The organism is Rhizobium sp. PAMB 3182 (genome assembly GCF_052908355.1).
This window is the reverse complement of sequence record NZ_CM128607.1, coordinates 563,227-581,683: the sequence shown is the minus strand read 5'-3', so window position 1 is coordinate 581,683 and position 18,457 is coordinate 563,227. Positions and strand designations below refer to the sequence as shown.

Sequence of the window (18,457 nt, the reverse complement as noted above, 5' to 3'; positions counted from 1 at the left end):
GCCGAACATTCCGGGAGGTTCGTCAGATGTCCCGCGGCTCGTCGGCCTCGCCGCCGAAACCGTGCATCCTGAGTGCCCATTGCAGGCCGATGACGCCGCCCTTGATGGGCTGGATGATGAGCAGCGCGATGATGATCGTCAGCGGCACCCAGATGGCGAGATGCACCCACATGGAGACCTGGAAGACGAGGTCGGTCATCATGAAACCGCCGACCATGACGTGGCCGAGGACGAGGATGACGAGATAGGGCGGCAGGTCGTCGGCACGCTGGTGGGAGATGTCCTCGCCGCAGGCCGCGCAGTTGTCGACGGGCTTCAGAAAGGCTTTAAACAGCCGGCCGCTGCCGCAGGCCGGGCAGCGGTTCAGCAAACCGCGCATGATCGACTGCCCGAGCGGCCGCTCCGCCTTGTCCACGCCACCGAATTCCATCGACTGTGCTCCGCTGTCCGTGGTCATTGTCGTCACTCCTATCGTCTGCCGCGTGGCGGGCGGGTGCCCGGCCGCTTGCCGGGGCCGCCGGACCGGCGACGGGTTGTCTTGTGGAAGGAGCGCGTCGCCGTCGGCATCTTGCGCCCTTCGCTGAGTATTTGGAATTGCAGCGAGCCCGCGAGCGGCTGTGCGTGGACCAGCTTCACCTCGACCTCGTCGCCGAGCCTGTATCCAAGCCCGCTCTTCTCGCCGGTCAGCGCCTGATGCGCCTCGTCGTAGATGAAGTAATCCATCCCCAGCGTAGATATGGGGACGAAACCATCGGCACCAAACTCCGGAAGCGCGACAAAAAGTCCGGCCTTCGTCACCCCACGCACCCGTCCCTTGAACTCCTCGCCGACACGGCCGGAAAGGTGGTGGGCGATCAGCCTGTCGACCGTATCGCGCTCGGCCGCCATGGCGCGGCGCTCGAAGGTCGAGATTTCCGCGGCGATGTCGTCGAGCTGGCCTTCCTCTTCCGGGGTGATCCCGCCCTGGCCGAAGCCGAGGGAACCGACCAGCGCGCGGTGCACGATCAGGTCCGCATAGCGGCGGATCGGCGAGGTGAAGTGCGCGTATTTCATCAGGTTGAGGCCGAAATGGCCGATGTTTTCGGGACTGTAGATCGCCTGGCTCTGCGAGCGCAGCACCATTTCGCTGACCATCGTCTCGAACGCCTTGCCGCTGGCCTGCGCCAGGATGCCGTTGAACGAGTTCGCCCGCATGTGCCCGCCCTTGGCAAGCGAGATGCCGAGCGTGCCGAGGAATTCGCGCAGCGTCTCCTGCTTGGCGAGCGAAGGTGCGTCGTGGACGCGGTAGATCAGCGCCTGGCGCTTCTTCTCCAGCGTTTCGGCCGCGGCGACGTTGGCCTGGATCATCATTTCCTCGATCAGCTTGTGGGCGTCGAGGCGGGGCGGCACGAAGACGCGGTCGACCGTACCGTCCTCCTTCAGGAGGATCTTGCGCTCCGGCAGGTCGAGGTCGAGCGGCTGGCGGCGGTCGCGTCCGCGCTTCATGACCTCGTAGGCGTGCCACAGCGGCTTCAGGATCGGTTCGAGCAGCGGTCCGGCCTTGTCGTCCGGATTGCCGTCTATGGCCGCCTGTGCCTGTTGGTAGGCAAGCTTGGCGGCGCTCTTCATCATGATCCGATGGAAAGTATGGCTGACCTTGCGGCCATCCTTGGAGAAGGTCATGCGTACGGCAAGCGCCGGCCGGTCCTCGCCTTCGCGCAGCGAGCAGAGATCGTTGGAAATCCGCTCCGGCAGCATCGGCACGACACGGTCGGGGAAGTAGACCGAATTGCCACGCTTCAAGGCCTCGCGGTCCAGCGCCGAGCCAGGGCGGACATACCAGGAGACGTCGGCGATCGCGACCGTGACGATCACGCCGCCCGGATTGTCCGGCGAGGGATCGTCTTCGGCATAGACCGCATCGTCATGGTCCTTGGCGTCCGCCGGATCGATGGTGATCAGCGGCACGTCGCGCCAGTCCTCGCGCTTTTCCATCGTCGCCGGCCTGGCGCTGTCGGCTTCGGCAAGAGCCGCCTGCGGGAAGATATAGGGAATGCCGTGGGCATGGATGGCGATCATCGAGATCGCCTTTTCGGATGCGACCGAGCCGAGCACGGACATGATCTTGCCGCGCGGCAGGCCATAGCGGGCGGAGCGCACGACATCCACCTCGACGAGGTCGCCGTCCTTGGCGTTCTCGACCGAATCCGGGTCGATGATCAGCTCGTTGTCGCGCCGATCGACGGGGTCGACGCGTCCGCCGCCGCCGGGCGTTTCGCGAAACACCCCGAGGGCTGCCGTCTTGCGCTTGTCGATGACCTTGATGACGCGCGCCGTATAGGCCGGGCCGCCGCGATCCTTGGCCGGAAAGATCTTGGCGAGGATGCGGTCGTTGAGGCCGGCCGCCGGCGCCTTGTTGCGACCATTGGAAGACTGCTTGATCAAGACAGCCGGCGCGACGCCGGCATCCTCAGGCCACTCCGCCGGGCGGCCGATCAGTTCGCCGTCCTTGTCGCGGGTGGTGATGTCGAGCACGGTGACCGGGGGAAGGGCGCCCGGCCGCATCAGCGACTTGCGCTTCTTCTCAAGCAGGCCTTCGTCCTCAAGGTCCCGCAACAGGTCCTTGAGCTCGACGCGGGCCTCGCCCTTCAACCCGAATGCCTTGGCGATTTCCCGCTTCGAAGCCCGGTCCGGATAATCGGCGATGAAGCGCAGCAGCACATCACGCGGCGGCACCGCGCCGTGAATGATCGTGTCTTCCTTGCCGCTCGCCGCAGTCCGATCGCGCCCCGGCTTGTTCGATTTCGGCATGTCGGCGCGGGGTTTCTTGCTCACGGGATCAGCTCTTCTTGGCCTTTGCGGCCGGTTTCTTGGCTGCCGGCTTCTTTTTCGCCGCAGCGGTCGTCTTCTTTGCGGCTGCCGGCTTCTTGGCCGGGGCCTTCTTGCCGCCGCCGCCCTTGCCAGCCTTTTCGGCGATCAGCACCAGGGCTTCCTCGACGGTCACCGACTGCGGATCCTTGCCCTTGGGCAGCGTCGCGTTGACCTTGCCCCAGTTGACATAGGGGCCGTAGCGTCCGTCACGCACCGTGATCGCGCCGCCGTCCGGATGGTCGCCGAGCGCTTTCAGAGCCGCCGCTGCTGTCCGCCCGCCGCGCTGTCCGGCATTGGCCTGCTTTTCGGCAATGACGGTGACGGCGCGGTTGAGGCCGATGGTGAAGACGTCCTCGATGCTTTCGAGGTTCGCATAGGTGCCATCATGCAGCACGAACGGTCCGTAGCGGCCGAGGCCGGCGGAAATCATCTTGCCGGATTCGGGATGCTTGCCGATGTCGCGCGGCAGGTTGAGAAGCGCCAGAGCCTTTTCATGGTCGATATCCTCGACCTTCCAGCCCTTGGGCAGCGAGGAGCGCTTGGCTTCCTTGCCGTCGCCTCTCTGGACGTAAGGGCCGAAGCGGCCGGAGCGCAGCGTGATTTCTTCGTCGGTCAGCGGATCCTTGCCGAGCGCCTTCGGTTCGTTGCCGGCCGCTTCCGCATCCGCACCGCCCTCGGTCGAAAGCTGACGGGTGTAGTTGCAGTCCGGATAGTTCGAGCAGCCGACGAAGGCGCCGTACTTGCCGAGCTTCAGTGACAGCTGGCCGGTACCGCAGACCTGGCAGACGCGCGGATCGCTGCCGTCCTCGCGCTTCGGGAAGACGAGCGGCGCCAGTGCTTCGTTGAGCGCGTCGAGAACGTCGGTGACGCGCAGTTCCTTGGTGTCTTCGATCTGGGCGAAGAAGTCGTTCCAGAAATTGCGTAGCACGTCCTTCCAGTTGAGGTCGCCGGCAGACACCTGGTCGAGCTTTTCCTCGAGATCGGCGGTGAAGTCGTACTCGACATAGCGCTTGAAGAAATTCTCCAGGAACGCCGTCACCAGCCGGCCCTTGGCCTGCGGGATCAGCTTGCGCTTGTCGATCGTCACATAGTCGCGGTCGCGCAGCGTGGCGAGCGTCGCGGCGTAGGTCGACGGGCGGCCGATGCCGAGCTCTTCCATCTTCTTGATCAGCGAGGCTTCCGAGTAGCGCGGCGGCGGCTCGGTGAAATGCTGGCTGGAATTGATCTTTTCCTTGGCGAGCTTTTCGCCGGCATTGATCTCCGGCAGGCGGCCATCCTCGTCGCCGTCATCCGACTGCTCGCCGTCTTCCTTCTGGTCGGTATAGGCGGCGATGAAGCCGTCGAAGCGGATGACCGAGCCCGTGGCGCGCAGGCCGGCGACGCGGCCGTCGGCGCCCTTGGCGGAGATTTCCACCGTGGTGCGCTCGATTTCGGCGGACGCCATCTGGCTGGCGATGCCGCGCTTCCAGATCAGGTCGTAGAGCTTCAGCTGGTCGCCGTCGAGGTGGCGGCGGACCTTGTCGGGCGAGCGGTTGAAGTCGGTCGGACGAATGGCTTCGTGCGCCTCCTGGGCGTTCTTCGCCTTGGTCGAATAGAAGCGCGCCTTTTCCGGCAGGTAGCGTTCGCCGAACTGATCGGCGATCGCGCGGCGGGAGGCGTCGATGGCTTCCGGCGCCATCTGCACGCCGTCGGTACGCATATAGGTGATCAGGCCGACGGTCTCGCCGCCGATGTCGATGCCTTCATAAAGCTTCTGCGCCACCTGCATGGTGCGCGAGGCGGAAAAGCCGAGCTTGGAGGAGGCGGCCTGCTGCAGCGTCGAGGTGGTAAACGGCGGCGACGGATTGCGCCGGACCGGCTTCGCCTCGACCGTGTCGGCGGAGAAGCTGGCGCCTTCGAGGAGCGCCTTCAGCGATCCGGCCTGCTCGCCGTTGGTGACGGAATTGCGGTTGAGCCGCTTGCCGTCGGCCGACACCAGACGGGCCTGGAATTCGTCGCCGCGCGGCGTCTTCAGGTCTGCCGAGATGTTCCAGTATTCTTCGGCGACGAAGCGCTCGATCTCCGATTCGCGGTCGCAGACGAGGCGCAGCGCCACCGACTGCACCCGGCCGGCCGAGCGGGCGCCCGGCAGCTTGCGCCAGAGCACCGGCGACAGGTTGAAGCCGACGAGATAGTCGAGAGCGCGGCGGGCGAGATAGGCGTCGACCAGTGCGACGTCGATATCGCGCGGGTTCTCCATCGCGTCGAGCACCGCCTTCTTGGTGATCGCGTTGAAGACGACGCGCTTGACCGGCTTCTTGCCGATCACCTTGCGCTTGTTGAGCAGGTCCAGCACATGCCAGGAAATCGCTTCACCTTCGCGATCCGGGTCGGTCGCCAGAAACAGGCCGTCGGAGGACTTCATCGCATCGGCGATGTCCTTGACGCGCTTTGCGGAATCCTTGTCGACCTCCCACAGCATCTCGAAGTCCTGGTCCGGCAGCACCGAGCCGTCCTTGGCGGGAAGGTCGCGCACATGTCCGAACGAGGCGAGCACCTTGTAGCCCGGCCCGAGATACTTGTTGATCGTTTTGGCCTTGGCAGGCGACTCCACCACTACAACATTCATCATACTACTCTGGTATCCGTTCTCGTTCCGGCATGTCTGGTGAAAACGACCGCATTCGGATGCGACATGTCAATCGTGCCGGATCGTCTCCACACGCAGTCCCACACCTTCTTTTGAAGGATGCCCCTCGGCATTTGAAGGATGCCCGCCGGCTTGGCAGGCTGAATTTCGCGTATTTTCCCGCATTTCGGCCTCTCGAAATGGACAGGGATTTCGTTTCGGTCAAGAGCAAACCTTCAAATTCCGCCGAATACACGGAAATACAACCTATGGAAGAATACGTTCTTCTTGCAATTTTAGATAAACAATTTATGGTGATGCAAGCAGAAAGACACGGACCCGAGAAGGCTCTCTTGCCATGCAGGAAACGCGCAAGACCGCAAAGCTCCCAGGAAGTGCGAAGCCGGTCGATCACGAGGCGGATGGGATCGTCTACATTCGCCAGATGCTCGGCGAATTGCGCCGTGTCGCCGACGAGCAGGGCGCCGACATGCTCTGCTATCTGATCGAGATGGCCTATGAAGAGGCGGGCGACGTTCTGTCCGGCCGCCGGCCGCGCTCGATCGTCCTCGGTGGTGGCTGACCGGCAAGCCCGCATTCAACCTGCGTCGATCAGCGAGACCATGCCGCCGGCATGCCGCTGCAGGCGCCCCGCCAGATCCTGTTCCAGCAGGATGAGGTAGACCGCCGATGCCGGCAGCGCGGTATGGCGGATGACGTCATCTATCTCCACGGGCGTCGGGCTCAGCGCGTTGACGAGGCGCGAGCGGTCGCTGTCATCGGGTGGCGGCGCGATCGGCCGGTCGTCATCGTCGCCATAGGGTTCGCTGACGGTCGGCGGCGAGAACAGGTCGATGTCCGACATCGGCGCCAGCGCCTCCAGGATATCCTCGGCCGAGGTGGTGACGATGGCGCCGTTCTTTAAAAGACCGTTGGTGCCTTCGCAGCGTGGATCGAGCGGCGAGCCGGGAACGGCAAATACCAGCCGCCCGAATTCGGCGGCGAGCCGGGCGGTGATCAGCGAACCGGAGCGGCTTGCGGCCTCGATAACGGTCAGGCCGAGTGCCACGCCGGCGATCAACCGGTTGCGTCGCGGAAAGTCCCGCGCCCGCGGTTCCCAGCCGAAGGGCATTTCGGTGATCGCCACACCGCCGCCGTCGCATATGGCATCGAGCAGGCTCTGGTTTTCCGGCGGATAGGTCTGGTCGAGGCCGCCGGCCATGGCCGCGACGGTCCCGGTTGAGAGGCTGGCGCGGTGGGCCGCCGTGTCGATGCCGCGGGCAAGCCCTGAGACGATCGCATATCCGGCGCGGCCGCATTCGCCGGCGATCATGGCGGCGAACTTCGCGCCGCTGATCGAGGCATTGCGCGAGCCGACGATGCCGACAGCCGGCCGGGTGAGGGTGGTGGCGTCGCCCTTGACTGCGAGAAGCGGCGGCGCGCCGTCGATGTGCCTGAGGGATGGCGGATATTCCGGTTCGCCGATGCCGACGAACCGTCCGCCAAAGCGATGAAGCGCATCGAGTTCCCGTTCGGCCTCGCCGACGGTCGCGACGCGCATCGGCCTCGTCGAGCCGCCCCGGGATGAAAGTTCCGGCAGGGCGGCAAGCGCCGCCTCGGCGGTGCCGAAATGATTGATGAGATCGCGGAATGTAGCCGGGCCGACATTGTCGGAGCGGATCAGCCGTAGCCAGCAGATCCTTTGTCTGTCGGTGAGTGCGATGCCCTTGCGTCTTGCACTCACCTCTTCCATGGACCTAGCCCTTCTGTCCGATTTTCCCCTCGGTGCCGGAAATGAGCCGCTCGATATTCGCCTTGTGCTTCCACCAGCTGATCAGCGTCAGCACGGCCATGACGAGCGATATTTCCGGGTGTCCAGTAATCCACAATGCAACCGGAATGACAAGCGTTGCAACCAGAGCGGACAGCGACGAGTAGCGGCTGAGATAGGCGATCGAGATCCAGACGACGGCAAAAACCAGCACCATGACCGGCGCCAGGCCGAGCAGGATGCCGATATAGGTCGCGACACCCTTGCCGCCCTTGAAGCCGAGCCAGACCGGGAAGAGGTGTCCGAGGAAGGCGCCGACGCCGGCCGCCAGCGCGCCGTGCAGGCCGAAAAGCTCGGATGCCATCAGCACCGCCGCCGTGCCCTTGAAGGCGTCGAGCAGCAGGGTCAGCGCGGCGAGCTTCTTGTTGCCCGTGCGCAGCACGTTGGTGGCGCCGATATTGCCGGAGCCGATGCTCCGCACGTCGCCGAGGCCGGCCATCTTCGTCAGGATCAGGCCGAACGGGATCGAGCCGAGCAGGTAGCCGCCGACCAGTGCCGCGGCGAGCGCCAGAAGTCCGGGGGACATCGATGCAGTATCCAAGGCGGGCTCCTCCTTAAATGGGCCTAGACTTCGAAGACCTTGCGGCCCTTCACATAGGTGGCGACGGCGCGGCCGCTGAAGCGCGCGTCCTCGAACGGCGTGTTCTTTGAGCGCGACTGCAGCTGGTCCTTGGAAACCAGCCACGGCTCGTCGACGTCGATCAGGATGATGTCCGCATTCGCGCCGGGCTTCAAGGTGCCGGCGTCGAGCCCGAAGATTTCCGCCGGACGCGTCGACATGGCAGAGATCAGCCGCGAGAGACCGACCTGGCCGGAATGGTGCAGGCGCAGCGCGGCAGACAGCATGGTCTCCAGACCGACGGCGCCGTCGGCGGCATCGGCAAACGGCAGGCGCTTGGTGTCGACGTCCTGCGGATCGTGCGAGGAGCAGATGAGGTCGATCGTGCCGTCGGCCAGTGCGGCGACCATCGCCATCCGGTCGTCCTCGGTGCGCAGCGGCGGCGACAGCTTGAAGAAGGTGCGGTACTCGCCGATGTCGTTCTCGTTGAGCGACAGGTGGTTGATCGAAATGCCGCAGGAGACGTTGGCGCCGCGCGAACGGGCGACCCGGATGGCGTCCGCCGACTCCGGCACCGAGATCTTTGCCGCGTGATAGGCGGAACGCGTCAGCGTTGCCAGCCGCAGGTCGCGTTCGAGCGGAATGATCTCCGCTTCCTTCGGGATGCCGGAAAGGCCGAGCCAGCTCGCCAGCAGCCCCTCGTTCATCACGCCGTTGGCGCCGAGATAGGTGTCGCGGGTCTCGAGTGCGATGACCGCGCCGTGTTCGCGCGCATAGGTCATCGCGCGGCGCAGAACCTGCGCGTCCGGCATCGCCCGCCGGCCATTGGTGAAGGCGACGGCACCTGCTTCCTTGAGCATGCCGATCTCGGTCATCTCCTGGCCGTCCAGATGCTTGGTCAGCGCCGCTGCCGGATAGATATTGACGATCGCCTCGTCGCGGGCGGTCTTCTTGATGAATTCGACCAGCGCGATGTCGTCGATCACCGGCTCGGTGTCGGGCATCATGATGAAGCTGGTGACGCCGCCGGCCGCCGCCGCCTTCGAGGCGGACGCGATCGTTTCGCGGTGTTCGGCGCCGGGCTGGCCGACATAGACGCGGGCGTCGACGAGGCCGGGGGCGGCGATCAGGCCGCCGCAGTCGCGCACCTCGGCACCTTCCGGCGTGCCCTGGTTCTGCGCATCGGCGCCGGCGGCAACGATCCTGCCGTCCTTGACGATGATGGTCCCGGTCTCGTCGAGATTGCGGGAGGGATCGATGATGCGGACATTCTTGAGGACGAGGGCGGAAGTCATGCGCGCGGCCCCTGGTTTTGAGACAGAAGAAGGGTTTCCATGACGGCCATGCGGACAGCGACCCCCATTTCCACCTGGCTCTCGATGACGCTCTGCGGGCCGTCGGCGATCTCGGAGGCGATTTCGACGCCCCGGTTCATCGGACCGGGATGCATGACAAGCGCGTCGTCTTTGGCCGCTTTCAGCTTTTCGGCATCGAGGCCGTAGAAGTGGAAGTATTCGCGCACCGAGGGCACGAAGGAGCCCGCCATGCGCTCGCGCTGCAGGCGCAGCATCATGACGACGTCGGCGTCCTTCAGGCCTTCCTTCATGTCGTGGAAGACCTCGACGCCCATGTCGGCCATGCCGGCCGGCAGCAGCGTGGCCGGGGCCACGACACGCACCCGGGCGCCCATCAGGTTCAGCAGGATGATGTTGGAGCGGGCGACGCGCGAATGCAGCACATCGCCGCAAATCGCCACGATGATGCGCGACAGCTTGCCCTTGGCGCGCCGGATCGTCAGCGCGTCGAGCAGCGCCTGGGTCGGATGTTCATGCTGGCCGTCGCCGGCATTGACCACCGAGCAGGAGACCTTCTGCGCGAGGAGAGCGGCGGCGCCGGCCGAGGAGTGGCGCAGCACCAGCACGTCCGGGTGCATGGCGTTCAGCGTCATCGCCGTGTCGATCAGCGTCTCGCCTTTCTTCACCGACGAGTTTCCAACCGACATGTTCATGACGTCTGCGCCAAGGCGCTTGCCTGCCAGTTCGAAAGAGGCTTGAGTGCGGGTGGACGCCTCGAAGAAGAGATTGATCTGCGTCAGGCCGCGGAGGGTAGAGGTCTTTTTTTCCCGCTGCCGGCTGATCTGGACGGCCTCGTCGGCCTTGTCGAGAAGCAGTTCGATATCGAGCGGGGAAAGGCCCTTTATGCCGAGGAGATGGCGATGGGGGAAGAAGACCATAAAACGTCCTCCTTGCTTGGTCAGGCGGTCTATAATGACTGCGGGGTCCCGCCGCAAGCAGCCTTTCGGATCAATATCGATGATCCCCATGCAATTTGAAACGAATCCGGATAGAAGCCGGACAAAACGAACAGCGAAAAGAAGCCAATGAACCGGACCGAAGAAAAACTCCAGGAACTGAACCAGCCCAAACCCTGGTCCGGCATCAACGCCTACCGGTCGGATCCGCTGCTTCTTGACCTGACGTCGTCCATGCACCGGTCGCTTCGCGAGGACTTCGAGGCGCTCGGCCGTTATGTCACCTCGCCGGAGGCCCAGGAGCTGGCCCGCATGGCCAACCAGGGGACGCCGCAGCTGAGAACCCACGGCCCGCGCGGTGAGCGGCTGGACGTCGTCGAGTTCCATCCGGCCTGGCACGCGCTGATGCGCCGGTCCATGTCTGCCGGCCTGCATTCCTCGATCTGGGATTCGTCCGCCGATCCGGACGCCAAGGGCATGGCCCACAAGGTGCGCGCCATCCGCTTCTATCTGACGGCGCAGCTCGAATGCGGCCATCTCTGCCCGCTGACCATGACCAGCGCCTCGGTCGCCGCGATGATGTCCAATCCGCAGGTGCAGCGCGAATGGGGACCGAAGATCCTGTCGCGCAAGTATGATTCCGCCAACAAGCCGGCCAAGCAGAAGTCCGCCGTCACCATCGGCATGGGCATGACGGAAAAGCAGGGCGGCACGGATGTCCGCGCCAACAGCAGCCGCGCCGAAAAGGTGAGCGAGGGCATCTATCGGCTCTCCGGCCACAAGTGGTTCATGTCCGCGCCGATGAGCGACGCCTTCATCATGCTCGCCCAGACCGGGCAGGGGCTCGGCTGCTTCCTCGTGCCGCGCCTGCTGGAAGACGGTTCGACCAACGGCCTGCAGTTCCAGCGACTGAAGGACAAGATCGGCAACCGTTCGAATGCGTCCTCTGAGGTCGAGTTCACCGATACGTTCGGCTATCTGCTCGGCACGCCGGACGGCGGCATCCGCACGATTCTCGACATGGTGACGCTGACCCGGCTCGACTGCGCGCTGGCATCGGCCGCCATCATGCGCGCCTCGCTGGCGGAAGCCGTCCATCATTGCCGCGGCCGCAAGGTGTTCGGCAAGGAACTGGTGGCGCAGCCGCTGATGACGCGCGTGCTCGCCGACATGGCGCTCGACGTCGCGGCCGCCACTGCGCTCTCCTTCCGCGTCGCCGACGCCTTCGACCGTGCCCGCGACAATCCGGAAGAGTCCGCCTATGCCCGCGTCATGACGCCGGTCGCCAAATACTGGGTCTGCAAGATCGCGCCGTCGCTCATTTACGAGGCGATGGAATGCATCGGCGGCTCCGGCTACATCGAGGAACGCAACATCGCCCGCCACTACCGCGAGGCCCCGGTCAATGCGATCTGGGAAGGTTCCGGCAATGTCATGGCGCTCGACGTTCTGCGCGTGCTGGAAAAGGGCGAGGGTCTGTTCGAGCAGGTCTTTGCGACCCTGTCGCGTGATCTCGGCCCGTCCGGCCCGAAGACGGTTCAGGTGCTGCGCGCCGCCATCGCCCTCTGCCAGCGCGACGAGGGCGCCGCCCGCATGCTGGTCGAACAGCTGGCGCTTGCCGGCGCTGCCGCGGAACTCTACCGGATCGGTGCCGGCAAGATTGCCGACGCCTTCCTGGAAACGCGTCTCGCCGGCGGCTGGCGCACGACATACGGCATGCTCGACGCCCGCTTCGACGCCCGTTATTTCGTCGACATTCTTTATCCGGCTGCGAGCTGACGGCGGCTCAAACGCCGACGATCAGCAGGATCAGCGGAATGGAAAAGAAGGAGACCGCCGTCTGCACCGTTGCGACGGCGGAGTAGAGTTGCGCGTCGCCGCCCATCTTCTTGGCCAGCACATAGCCATTCATTGCCGTCGGCACGCTGGCGGCCAGCGCCAGCATGGACAGTTCCATGCCCGAAACGCCTGCCAGCATGCCGATGCCGACCATCAGCGCCGGGAAGGCGAAGAGCTTCACGATCACCGGAATGATCACCAGTCGGCTCGGCCTCAGCGCATCGGCAATCACCAGGCCGGCACCGACCATGATGAGGCTGAGGCTGAGCGCCGAGCGCGAGACGAGATCGATCGCCGTCATCAGCGGCTCGTAGATCGAAAGACCGCTGAGGCTGACGAACACGCCGGCGAGCGAGGAGACGATCAGCGGATTGGTCATGATGCGGATCATCAAGGTCATGTGATTGCGCGGCCGGCCGGAGAACCACTCCAGCATCACCACGTTGATGATGTTGATCGGCACGATGATGACCGCCATCACCAGGGCGATGATCGCCAGGCCGACCTGTCCGGCCAGCTTGTCGGCGATGGCAAGCGCCACGAAACCGTTCCAGCGTGTCGACGTCTGGAAGATGGTGGTGAACGAGGAGGCGGGAACGCCGATCCGCTTGAACAGCGGCCAGCTGAGCCAGGTCAACGCGCAGGTGATCAATACGGCCGACAGCGTGACGACGGCAATCACGCCCGCCGGAATTTCAGCGAAATTCGTTCGCGCCAGCGTGATGAACAGCAGCGACGGAAAGAGCACGTAGAAGCCCAGCTGCTCCAGTCCGGTCCAGAGATTCTGGTCGATGAATGGTGCGCGTCTCAGCGCAATGCCGAACAGCACAAGCAGAAAGATCGGCAGGACGCTTTCGAAGATCAGCAGCATGGGGAGGGCTCCGGGGCGGGGTGGCGCAGTAGTATCGACCGCCGCCCTCTTGTGCAATGCAAGATCTGGCCCTCTGCGACGCTCGGATCAGACGTCGGCCGCTTCCTTGACCTCATGCAGCCGCGTTTCGAATTCGCGCCGCAGTTCGCGACGTGCTTCGGCAGCGATGTTGCGCCGCTTCTTCGCGTCCGTATCGAGACAGAGCTCCGGAACGCTCGTCGGCCGGCCATGCTCGTCGACCGCGACCATGGTGAAGTAGCAGGAGTTTGTATGCCGGCGCGTTCCCGTACGGATGTTTTCCGCTTCGACCCGGATGCCGATCTCCATCGATGTCCGGCCGGCATGATTGACCGAGGCGCGGAAGGTGACCAGTTCGCCGACATGGATCGGCTGGCGGAAGACCACCTGGTCGACGGAAAGCGTGACGGCATATTGCTTCGAGAAGCGCGAGGCGCAGGAATAGGCAACCCGGTCGAGAAGGTTCAAAAGCGCGCCGCCATGCACCTTGCCGGAAAAGTTCGCCATGTCCGGCGTCATCAGGACGACCATTTCGAGCTGGCTGGGATCATGGGCGTGATGGTTCATGGGGCGCTGGTCCTTGTGTGGCGACGTATTGACATGTTTTGGCAGTCGGCGAGGGGAAGGGCAAGCCGGCTCGGCGCATGCCTGCCATTCGGACTTGCGTCGTCACGGCACTCGCAGTATGAGTCATTTCAATGTTTCAAGGATTGTTGAAATGATATCGGAGCAAAACGCGCTGCTGGCCTTCTCGGCGCTCTCGCAGGAGACACGCCTCAGGATCGTCCGCATGTTGGTGGTGGCCGGCGCGGAAGGCTTGGCAGCTGGGGCGATTGCCGAAAAGGTCGCCGTCTCGCCCTCCAACGTGTCGTTTCACCTGAAGGAGCTGGAGCATGCCGGGCTCATCGTCGCGCGACGTGAGTCGCGCTCGATCATCTATGCGGCAGATTATGCGGCGCTCTCGGGCCTTGTCGTCTTCCTGATGGAGAATTGCTGCGCCGGCCAACCGGAGATTTGCGGCCCCGTCGCCCAGGCGCTCGCCTGCGTGCCGGCCGGAACAACAAAAGTGAGGACATGCTGATGGACGTAACGATCTACCATAACCCCGCCTGCGGGACTTCGCGCAACACGCTGGCGATGATCCGCAATGCCGGCATCGAGCCGACCGTCGTCGAATATCTGAAGACGCCGCCGTCGCGCGAAACACTGGCGAAGATGATCGCCGATGCCGGCCTGACGGTGCGTGAGGCGATCCGCGAGAAGGGGACCCCCTACCACGAGTTGGGGCTCGACAAACCGGAGCTTGGCGACGATGCGCTTCTCGACGCGATGCTCGCCCATCCGATCCTCATCAACCGTCCCTTCGTCGTCACGCCCATGGGCACGCGGCTTGCGCGCCCTTCGGAAGTCGTCCTCGACATCCTGCCGGAGACTCACAAGGGTGCCTTCGTGAAAGAGGACGGCGAACAGGTGCTCGACAGCGAGGGCAAGCGCATTGTCTGAGACTGAATTCGATCTGCCGGCCGCTGATCCGGACCATCTCCGCAAGCCCGATCTTGCCGCCCTTCGCCTGGCTTTTTCCACGCACAAGCCGCGCATCCTTATCCTCTATGGTTCGCTCAGGCCGGTCTCCTACAGCCGCCTGCTGGCACAGGAGGCAGGGCGCCTGCTGGAATATTTCGGCTGCGAGGTGCGCATCTTCGATCCCGCCGGCCTGCCATTGCCCGACGGGGAGCCGGCAACGCATCCCAAGGTCAAGGAACTGCGCGATCTTTCCGCCTGGTCGGAAGGGCAGGTGTGGGTGAGCCCCGAGCGCCATGGCGCCATGACCGGCATCATGAAGGCGCAGATCGACTGGATCCCGCTCTCGCTCGGCGCGGTCCGCCCGACGCAGGGCAAGACGCTTGCCGTCATGCAGGTCTCCGGCGGCTCGCAATCCTTCAACGCAGTCAACCAGTTGCGCGTTCTCGGCCGCTGGATGCGGATGATCACCATCCCCAACCAGTCCTCCGTCGCCAAGGCTTGGCAGGAATTCGGCGAAGACGGCCGCATGAAGCCGTCCGCCTATTACGACCGCGTCGTCGATGTCTGCGAGGAACTGGTCAAATTCACCCTCCTGACCCGCGACGCCTCCGCCTATCTCACCGACCGCTACAGCGAACGCAAGGAAACTGCAGAGGAACTGATGGCGCGCGTGAACCTGAAGACGGCGACGTGAGCCGGATGCGGTAACGACTAGGCAGGCGAGCAAACGTTTGACGGTGAGGGAAGCCGCATCCCCGGGGTAGCGTTAAGGTTGCATGGAAAGTCCCAGGCAATGTTGCGGCTGCACGATGCAATCTCAAATGGAGGTTGCCATGGACGTCTACTCTTCTCAGTCGCTGACCCGGTACACTGCTGGTGCAGGAAACACTTCGCGAGGTGAGGAAGACGGGGATGCACCGACTTTTGAGTATGGTGCCGATGGGCCGGAAAGACCGGCGAGCGCCGCACAGCTTTCTGACAACAGACCGGACAATATCTGGGGAACGATCAATATCGGCGGCAATGTTGTGACCATATACAACGGTGGCGTCACACAATACGAGAACGGCCTGACGATCGACATTGACTGGGATGGCCTGAATACGGCTGAAGATCGTGCGAATGCCATCATGGCAAAATACGGCGGCTCGCTGACGATGGCCGGTACGGCCATGTCCGAGAGTGCATACAACAATCATGCGGCACAGTTTTGGGCAGGCGTCCTCGGCGATGAGAACCTGTTCTCGCGTTTTTTCAACGGAACCGGTGGCGGTTACAATGAGGAGGATCAGTTTCTTGACTTCCTCGCGGATGGGTTCAACGAGAGCGCGGGCAACGTGCAGCCCGCCGAGTAACCGCGTACGGAGTTTCTGTCGTCCCGACTATCCGGCTGACCTTCGCTATCGCTGACCCTTACGGCCTTCCTCGATACGCGCTCGGCTCCGGAAACGCCCAGTCCTTGAGCATCGCCATGTCCGGCCGGTAGATCTCGACCTTCAACGGATAGCAGGCGGCGGTGTCGCTGGAATGTTCTGAACTGCAGTCGCCGCCCGGGCAGGCCGAGAGCGCACCGAGTAGGTCGATCTCGGCGAAGAGTTCCAGATAGTCGCCGGGCCTGACCGGGCTCGCCTTCATGAAGTACTGGTGCGTGTCCTTCGTGAAGCCGGTGCACATGAAGACGTTCAGCACGTCATGCACATGCGGTTCGGCGTCCTTCAGGCTGATGCCCTTTTCCTCCGCCAGTGCGCCGCAGAGGTTTGAATGGCAGCAATGGTGATAGTCGCCGCCCGAGAGCAGCCGGTTGGTATAGGGATCGCAGCGCGTGCCGATGACGTCATGCACGCCGCCGCCGTCCTCGTCGAAACCGTACCAGCCGAGCGTGTCGTGGCTGATCGTCGCCATCGGCCTCAGATACGGCATGTTGCTCCATAGCCGGTTGCCGGTGGTCACGTGGGTCGCATGAAGCTGGCGCGTCTTGCCGGAGAAGAAGCGTTCGGAAAGGTCTTTGGCATTCCACAGGTTGAGGTCGCCGACCTGCGGCCCCTCGATGCTGACCATGCGGATGAAGTGACCCTTCGGCGCCGAAAACGTCTTGCCGTCGCGCGGCGGCACGATCACCTCGTCCACCTTCTCCATGGTCTCCCGCAGCTTGCGCAGGAGCGCCATGTCCGGCTTCGGCAGTGTGTCGTTGGGATAGCAGACAACGGGCCGTGCGGCTCGCCGAGCAGCAGCATCGGACGGCGTCTTCGGGGTGTCGTTGCTCTGCATGTGTCGGCTCCGGATGTTCGCAGGTGAAGGAAAGCGGAAAATGCCGTCTGCCGACGGCAATGACAATAGGTCATCCACTTGCGCTATGGATAAGCAGGGCTTAGCCTTGGAGGCATGAAGCTGCCACCGCTCACCCATCTTCGCGCCTTTGAGGCTGCTGCACGCCAACAGGGCTTTCTGCAAGCCGCCGAAGAGCTCGGCGTGAGCGCCGCCGCTGTCAGTCAGCATGTTCGTGCGCTGGAAGACTGGCTTGGTCTTCCTCTTTTCGAGCGCCGGCCGCGCGGTGTCGTTTTGACGGCGGCTGGCCGCGAGTTCGGCGCCGCATGTTCGCAAGGGCTTGGCGAAATTGCGCTCGCCGCAGAGGGATTGCGTCGCGCGCAACGCCAGAAGAAGGTGAGCCTTGCCTGTCAGGCCTCGGTGGTGACCCATTGGCTTCCGCCGCGCCTGCCGCGCTTTCGTGCCGCCCATCCGGAAATCCAGGTGTGCGTCGTCTATCCGCTCGGCGCCCGGACGCCGGAGGAAGCCGGTGCCGATCTGTTGATCCGCCACCTCGTCGGGGCGGATGGCGCCGGTGACCGGATACTGAGCGCCGCCGTTCGTCCAACCTGTTCGCCGGCCTATCTCGAACGTCACGGACCGATCGAAAAGCCTAAGGATCTGCTGGACGCAGACCTGCTGCATGACGAAACGGAAGCAGCATGGCGGGACTGGTTTTCCCTGTCCGGCATTAGGGCTCCGAAGGACAACGGCCCGATCTTCGAAGATTTCAATCTGCTCGTCGGTTCGGTCAAGGCTGGTCTTGGCGTCGGTCTCTGCCCGACGGCGCTTGTGCAGGAGGATGTTCGCCGTGGAAATCTCTGCGTTCTGTTCGAGACGCCGGGTGATGCTGACCGGAGTTACTGGTTGATCGCAGCCGGGCGTTTGAGCGAAGAGGCAGCCATCCTGCGCCGCTGGCTGCTTTCGGAGGCGGATGCCGCTGCCACAATCCTGTGAATCCACCGCTGTCACAATTGTCATGATCCTGCCGGCCACCTAATCACCGGTAAGTGACGTTCATAAACAGGGCAGGGGCTTTGATGGCGAATTTGGCCGCGCTGGAGCAGGCGACAGCAAATGATGATCTGGCGAGGCGGCCGCGCGGCAGGGCAGGGACCGAGAAGGTCATCCTCGCCGCCGCCAAGGGGCTGCTCGCCGAAGCCGGCTTCCAGGGTTTCGGAATCAACGCGGTCGCGCGCCGGGCCGGCTGCGACAAGCAGCTGATCTACCGCTATTTCGGCGGCCTTGACGGCCTGATCGAGGCGATCGGGGCGGACCTCAGTTCCTGGGTCGGCGACAATATCCCGGACGATACCGGTGGCATGTTCCTCCTGACCTATGGCGACCTGATGGAGCGGCTGGCGCTGCTCTTCCTCGAAGCGCTGCGCGCCGATCCGCTGATGTGCCGCATCGTTGTCTGGGAAGTGGCCGAAAGCTCCGAGACCGTGCGCCGCCTGAGCGATGCCCGCAACAAGGCGCTCGCCGATTGGCTGAACCGCATGCGCGGCTCGTTGTCCGCGCCGAAGGGGGTGGACGTCAACGCGGTCAATGCCGTCGTCATCGCCGCCATCCAGCATCTGGTGCTCTCCGCCGTCACCAGCGGCCAGTTCGCCGGCCAGCCTTTGAAGTCGAAGAAGGACTGGGAGAAGGTGGAAACGGCGCTGAAAAGGGTCGTGCGCGGCGTCTACGGCTGAGACATTTAAAATTTTCCACAGGCCGTTAACCTTAACAAATGGTTTACGTTGCGCGCTGGTCTTTAACGGTTCACTCTCGGTGGACGTTGAAAGGACCAGTCGGAACGG

18 protein-coding genes are annotated in these 18,457 nt (G+C 63.9%); 8 read left to right on the top strand and 10 right to left on the bottom strand.

Annotated features, from left to right (window positions below):
- Positions 1–22: 22 nt before the first annotated feature.
- Genes ACU5AZ_RS02980 through topA form a run of 3 tightly spaced genes read right to left on the bottom strand, consistent with a single transcriptional unit; the run spans position 23 to position 5,458 of the window.
- On the bottom strand, positions 23–457 hold the full coding sequence (locus ACU5AZ_RS02980; protein WP_446824561.1) for a DUF983 domain-containing protein: 435 nt from the start codon (positions 455–457) through the stop codon (positions 23–25).
- 11 nt (positions 458–468) lie between these two features.
- The gene (gene rnr / locus ACU5AZ_RS02975) at positions 469–2,790 is read right to left on the bottom strand and encodes a ribonuclease R (protein WP_446826095.1); all 2,322 of its coding nucleotides are present in this window, start codon (positions 2,788–2,790) and stop codon (positions 469–471) included.
- 28 nt (positions 2,791–2,818) lie between these two features.
- Positions 2,819–5,458 (bottom strand): type I DNA topoisomerase, encoded by a 2,640-nt coding sequence (gene topA, locus ACU5AZ_RS02970; protein ID WP_446826094.1) that lies wholly within the window; start codon positions 5,456–5,458, stop codon positions 2,819–2,821.
- Between the two features lie 358 nt (positions 5,459–5,816).
- Here topA and ACU5AZ_RS02965 point away from each other — a divergent pair, with 358 nt between their 5' ends.
- Positions 5,817–6,041, top strand: a complete 225-nt coding sequence (locus tag ACU5AZ_RS02965) for a hypothetical protein (protein ID WP_446824560.1) — start codon at positions 5,817–5,819, stop codon at positions 6,039–6,041.
- A 15-nt stretch (positions 6,042–6,056) separates the two neighbouring features.
- Here the strand turns inward: ACU5AZ_RS02965 and dprA are convergent, their stop codons facing one another.
- Genes dprA through ACU5AZ_RS02945 form a run of 4 tightly spaced genes read right to left on the bottom strand, consistent with a single transcriptional unit; the run spans position 6,057 to position 10,081 of the window.
- Positions 6,057–7,211 carry a DNA-processing protein DprA gene (gene dprA / locus ACU5AZ_RS02960; RefSeq protein ID WP_446824559.1) on the bottom strand — a complete coding sequence of 385 codons (1,155 nt, stop codon included), beginning with the start codon at positions 7,209–7,211 and terminating at the stop codon, positions 6,057–6,059.
- A 4-nt stretch (positions 7,212–7,215) separates the two neighbouring features.
- Complete coding sequence (plsY, locus tag ACU5AZ_RS02955) at positions 7,216–7,815, bottom strand: glycerol-3-phosphate 1-O-acyltransferase PlsY (RefSeq protein WP_446826093.1); 600 nt, start codon at positions 7,813–7,815, stop codon at positions 7,216–7,218.
- A gap of 38 nt (positions 7,816–7,853) precedes the next feature.
- The gene (locus tag ACU5AZ_RS02950) at positions 7,854–9,143 is read right to left on the bottom strand and encodes a dihydroorotase (protein ID WP_446824558.1); all 1,290 of its coding nucleotides are present in this window, start codon (positions 9,141–9,143) and stop codon (positions 7,854–7,856) included.
- Positions 9,140–10,081 carry an aspartate carbamoyltransferase catalytic subunit gene (locus tag ACU5AZ_RS02945; protein ID WP_446824557.1) on the bottom strand — a complete coding sequence of 314 codons (942 nt, stop codon included), beginning with the start codon at positions 10,079–10,081 and terminating at the stop codon, positions 9,140–9,142. The genes ACU5AZ_RS02950 and ACU5AZ_RS02945 overlap by 4 nt, the downstream gene beginning before the upstream one ends.
- 147 nt (positions 10,082–10,228) lie before the next feature.
- Between ACU5AZ_RS02945 and ACU5AZ_RS02940 the strand changes: the two genes are divergently transcribed.
- Positions 10,229–11,878, top strand: coding sequence for an acyl-CoA dehydrogenase family protein (locus ACU5AZ_RS02940; RefSeq protein ID WP_446824556.1), 1,650 nt, complete (start codon positions 10,229–10,231; stop codon positions 11,876–11,878).
- A gap of 7 nt (positions 11,879–11,885) precedes the next feature.
- Here the strand turns inward: ACU5AZ_RS02940 and ACU5AZ_RS02935 are convergent, their stop codons facing one another.
- A complete protein-coding gene (locus ACU5AZ_RS02935; protein WP_446824555.1) occupies positions 11,886–12,809 on the bottom strand; it encodes an AEC family transporter in 924 nt (307 codons plus the stop codon).
- An 87-nt stretch (positions 12,810–12,896) separates the two neighbouring features.
- Complete coding sequence (locus ACU5AZ_RS02930; protein WP_446824554.1) at positions 12,897–13,394, bottom strand: acyl-CoA thioesterase; 498 nt, start codon at positions 13,392–13,394, stop codon at positions 12,897–12,899.
- 154 nt (positions 13,395–13,548) lie between these two features.
- Here ACU5AZ_RS02930 and ACU5AZ_RS02925 point away from each other — a divergent pair, with 154 nt between their 5' ends.
- The 4 genes from ACU5AZ_RS02925 (at position 13,549) to ACU5AZ_RS02910 (ending at position 15,706) form a co-directional block, all read left to right on the top strand.
- Positions 13,549–13,908, top strand: coding sequence for an ArsR/SmtB family transcription factor (locus ACU5AZ_RS02925; RefSeq protein WP_446826092.1), 360 nt, complete (start codon positions 13,549–13,551; stop codon positions 13,906–13,908).
- Entirely contained in the window at positions 13,908–14,330 is a 423-nt protein-coding gene (gene arsC, locus ACU5AZ_RS02920; protein WP_446824553.1) for an arsenate reductase (glutaredoxin), read from the top strand. Before ACU5AZ_RS02925 ends, arsC begins: the two co-directional genes overlap by 1 nt.
- Positions 14,323–15,045, top strand: coding sequence for an arsenical resistance protein ArsH (gene arsH / locus ACU5AZ_RS02915; RefSeq protein WP_446824552.1), 723 nt, complete (start codon positions 14,323–14,325; stop codon positions 15,043–15,045). The genes arsC and arsH overlap by 8 nt, the downstream gene beginning before the upstream one ends.
- A 139-nt stretch (positions 15,046–15,184) precedes the next feature.
- Entirely contained in the window at positions 15,185–15,706 is a 522-nt protein-coding gene (locus ACU5AZ_RS02910; RefSeq protein WP_446824551.1) for a hypothetical protein, read from the top strand.
- 58 nt (positions 15,707–15,764) lie between these two features.
- Here the strand turns inward: ACU5AZ_RS02910 and ACU5AZ_RS02905 are convergent, their stop codons facing one another.
- The gene (locus tag ACU5AZ_RS02905; protein ID WP_446824550.1) at positions 15,765–16,619 is read right to left on the bottom strand and encodes an urea carboxylase-associated family protein; all 855 of its coding nucleotides are present in this window, start codon (positions 16,617–16,619) and stop codon (positions 15,765–15,767) included.
- Positions 16,620–16,733: 114 nt separating this feature from the next.
- Here ACU5AZ_RS02905 and ACU5AZ_RS02900 point away from each other — a divergent pair, with 114 nt between their 5' ends.
- Both ACU5AZ_RS02900 and ACU5AZ_RS02895 read left to right on the top strand, forming a co-directional pair.
- A complete protein-coding gene (locus tag ACU5AZ_RS02900; RefSeq protein WP_446824549.1) occupies positions 16,734–17,612 on the top strand; it encodes a LysR substrate-binding domain-containing protein in 879 nt (292 codons plus the stop codon).
- An 83-nt stretch (positions 17,613–17,695) separates the two neighbouring features.
- The gene (locus tag ACU5AZ_RS02895; protein ID WP_446824548.1) at positions 17,696–18,349 is read left to right on the top strand and encodes a TetR/AcrR family transcriptional regulator; all 654 of its coding nucleotides are present in this window, start codon (positions 17,696–17,698) and stop codon (positions 18,347–18,349) included.
- Positions 18,350–18,457: the final 108 nt, after the last annotated feature.

Excerpts from the sequence above, each read along its gene's own strand:
- ACU5AZ_RS02905 (WP_446824550.1), bottom strand. The coding sequence starts at position 16,619 with ATGCAGAGCAACGACACCCCGAAGACGCCGTCCGATGCTGCTGCTCGG.
- ACU5AZ_RS02940 (WP_446824556.1), top strand. The coding sequence starts at position 10,229 with ATGAACCGGACCGAAGAAAAACTCCAGGAACTGAACCAGCCCAAACCC.
- topA (WP_446826094.1), bottom strand. The coding sequence starts at position 5,458 with ATGAATGTTGTAGTGGTGGAGTCGCCTGCCAAGGCCAAAACGATCAAC.
- dprA (WP_446824559.1), bottom strand. The coding sequence starts at position 7,211 with ATGGAAGAGGTGAGTGCAAGACGCAAGGGCATCGCACTCACCGACAGA.
- arsC (WP_446824553.1), top strand. The coding sequence starts at position 13,908 with ATGGACGTAACGATCTACCATAACCCCGCCTGCGGGACTTCGCGCAAC.
- ACU5AZ_RS02935 (WP_446824555.1), bottom strand. The coding sequence starts at position 12,809 with ATGCTGCTGATCTTCGAAAGCGTCCTGCCGATCTTTCTGCTTGTGCTG.
- ACU5AZ_RS02980 (WP_446824561.1), bottom strand. The coding sequence starts at position 457 with ATGACCACGGACAGCGGAGCACAGTCGATGGAATTCGGTGGCGTGGAC.
- ACU5AZ_RS02945 (WP_446824557.1), bottom strand. The coding sequence starts at position 10,081 with ATGGTCTTCTTCCCCCATCGCCATCTCCTCGGCATAAAGGGCCTTTCC.
- rnr (WP_446826095.1), bottom strand. The coding sequence starts at position 2,790 with ATGCCGAAATCGAACAAGCCGGGGCGCGATCGGACTGCGGCGAGCGGC.
- plsY (WP_446826093.1), bottom strand. The coding sequence starts at position 7,815 with ATGTCCCCCGGACTTCTGGCGCTCGCCGCGGCACTGGTCGGCGGCTAC.
- ACU5AZ_RS02965 (WP_446824560.1), top strand. The coding sequence starts at position 5,817 with ATGCAGGAAACGCGCAAGACCGCAAAGCTCCCAGGAAGTGCGAAGCCG.
- ACU5AZ_RS02900 (WP_446824549.1), top strand. The coding sequence starts at position 16,734 with ATGAAGCTGCCACCGCTCACCCATCTTCGCGCCTTTGAGGCTGCTGCA.
- ACU5AZ_RS02950 (WP_446824558.1), bottom strand. The coding sequence starts at position 9,143 with ATGACTTCCGCCCTCGTCCTCAAGAATGTCCGCATCATCGATCCCTCC.
- ACU5AZ_RS02930 (WP_446824554.1), bottom strand. The coding sequence starts at position 13,394 with ATGAACCATCACGCCCATGATCCCAGCCAGCTCGAAATGGTCGTCCTG.
- ACU5AZ_RS02910 (WP_446824551.1), top strand. The coding sequence starts at position 15,185 with ATGGACGTCTACTCTTCTCAGTCGCTGACCCGGTACACTGCTGGTGCA.
- ACU5AZ_RS02895 (WP_446824548.1), top strand. The coding sequence starts at position 17,696 with ATGGCGAATTTGGCCGCGCTGGAGCAGGCGACAGCAAATGATGATCTG.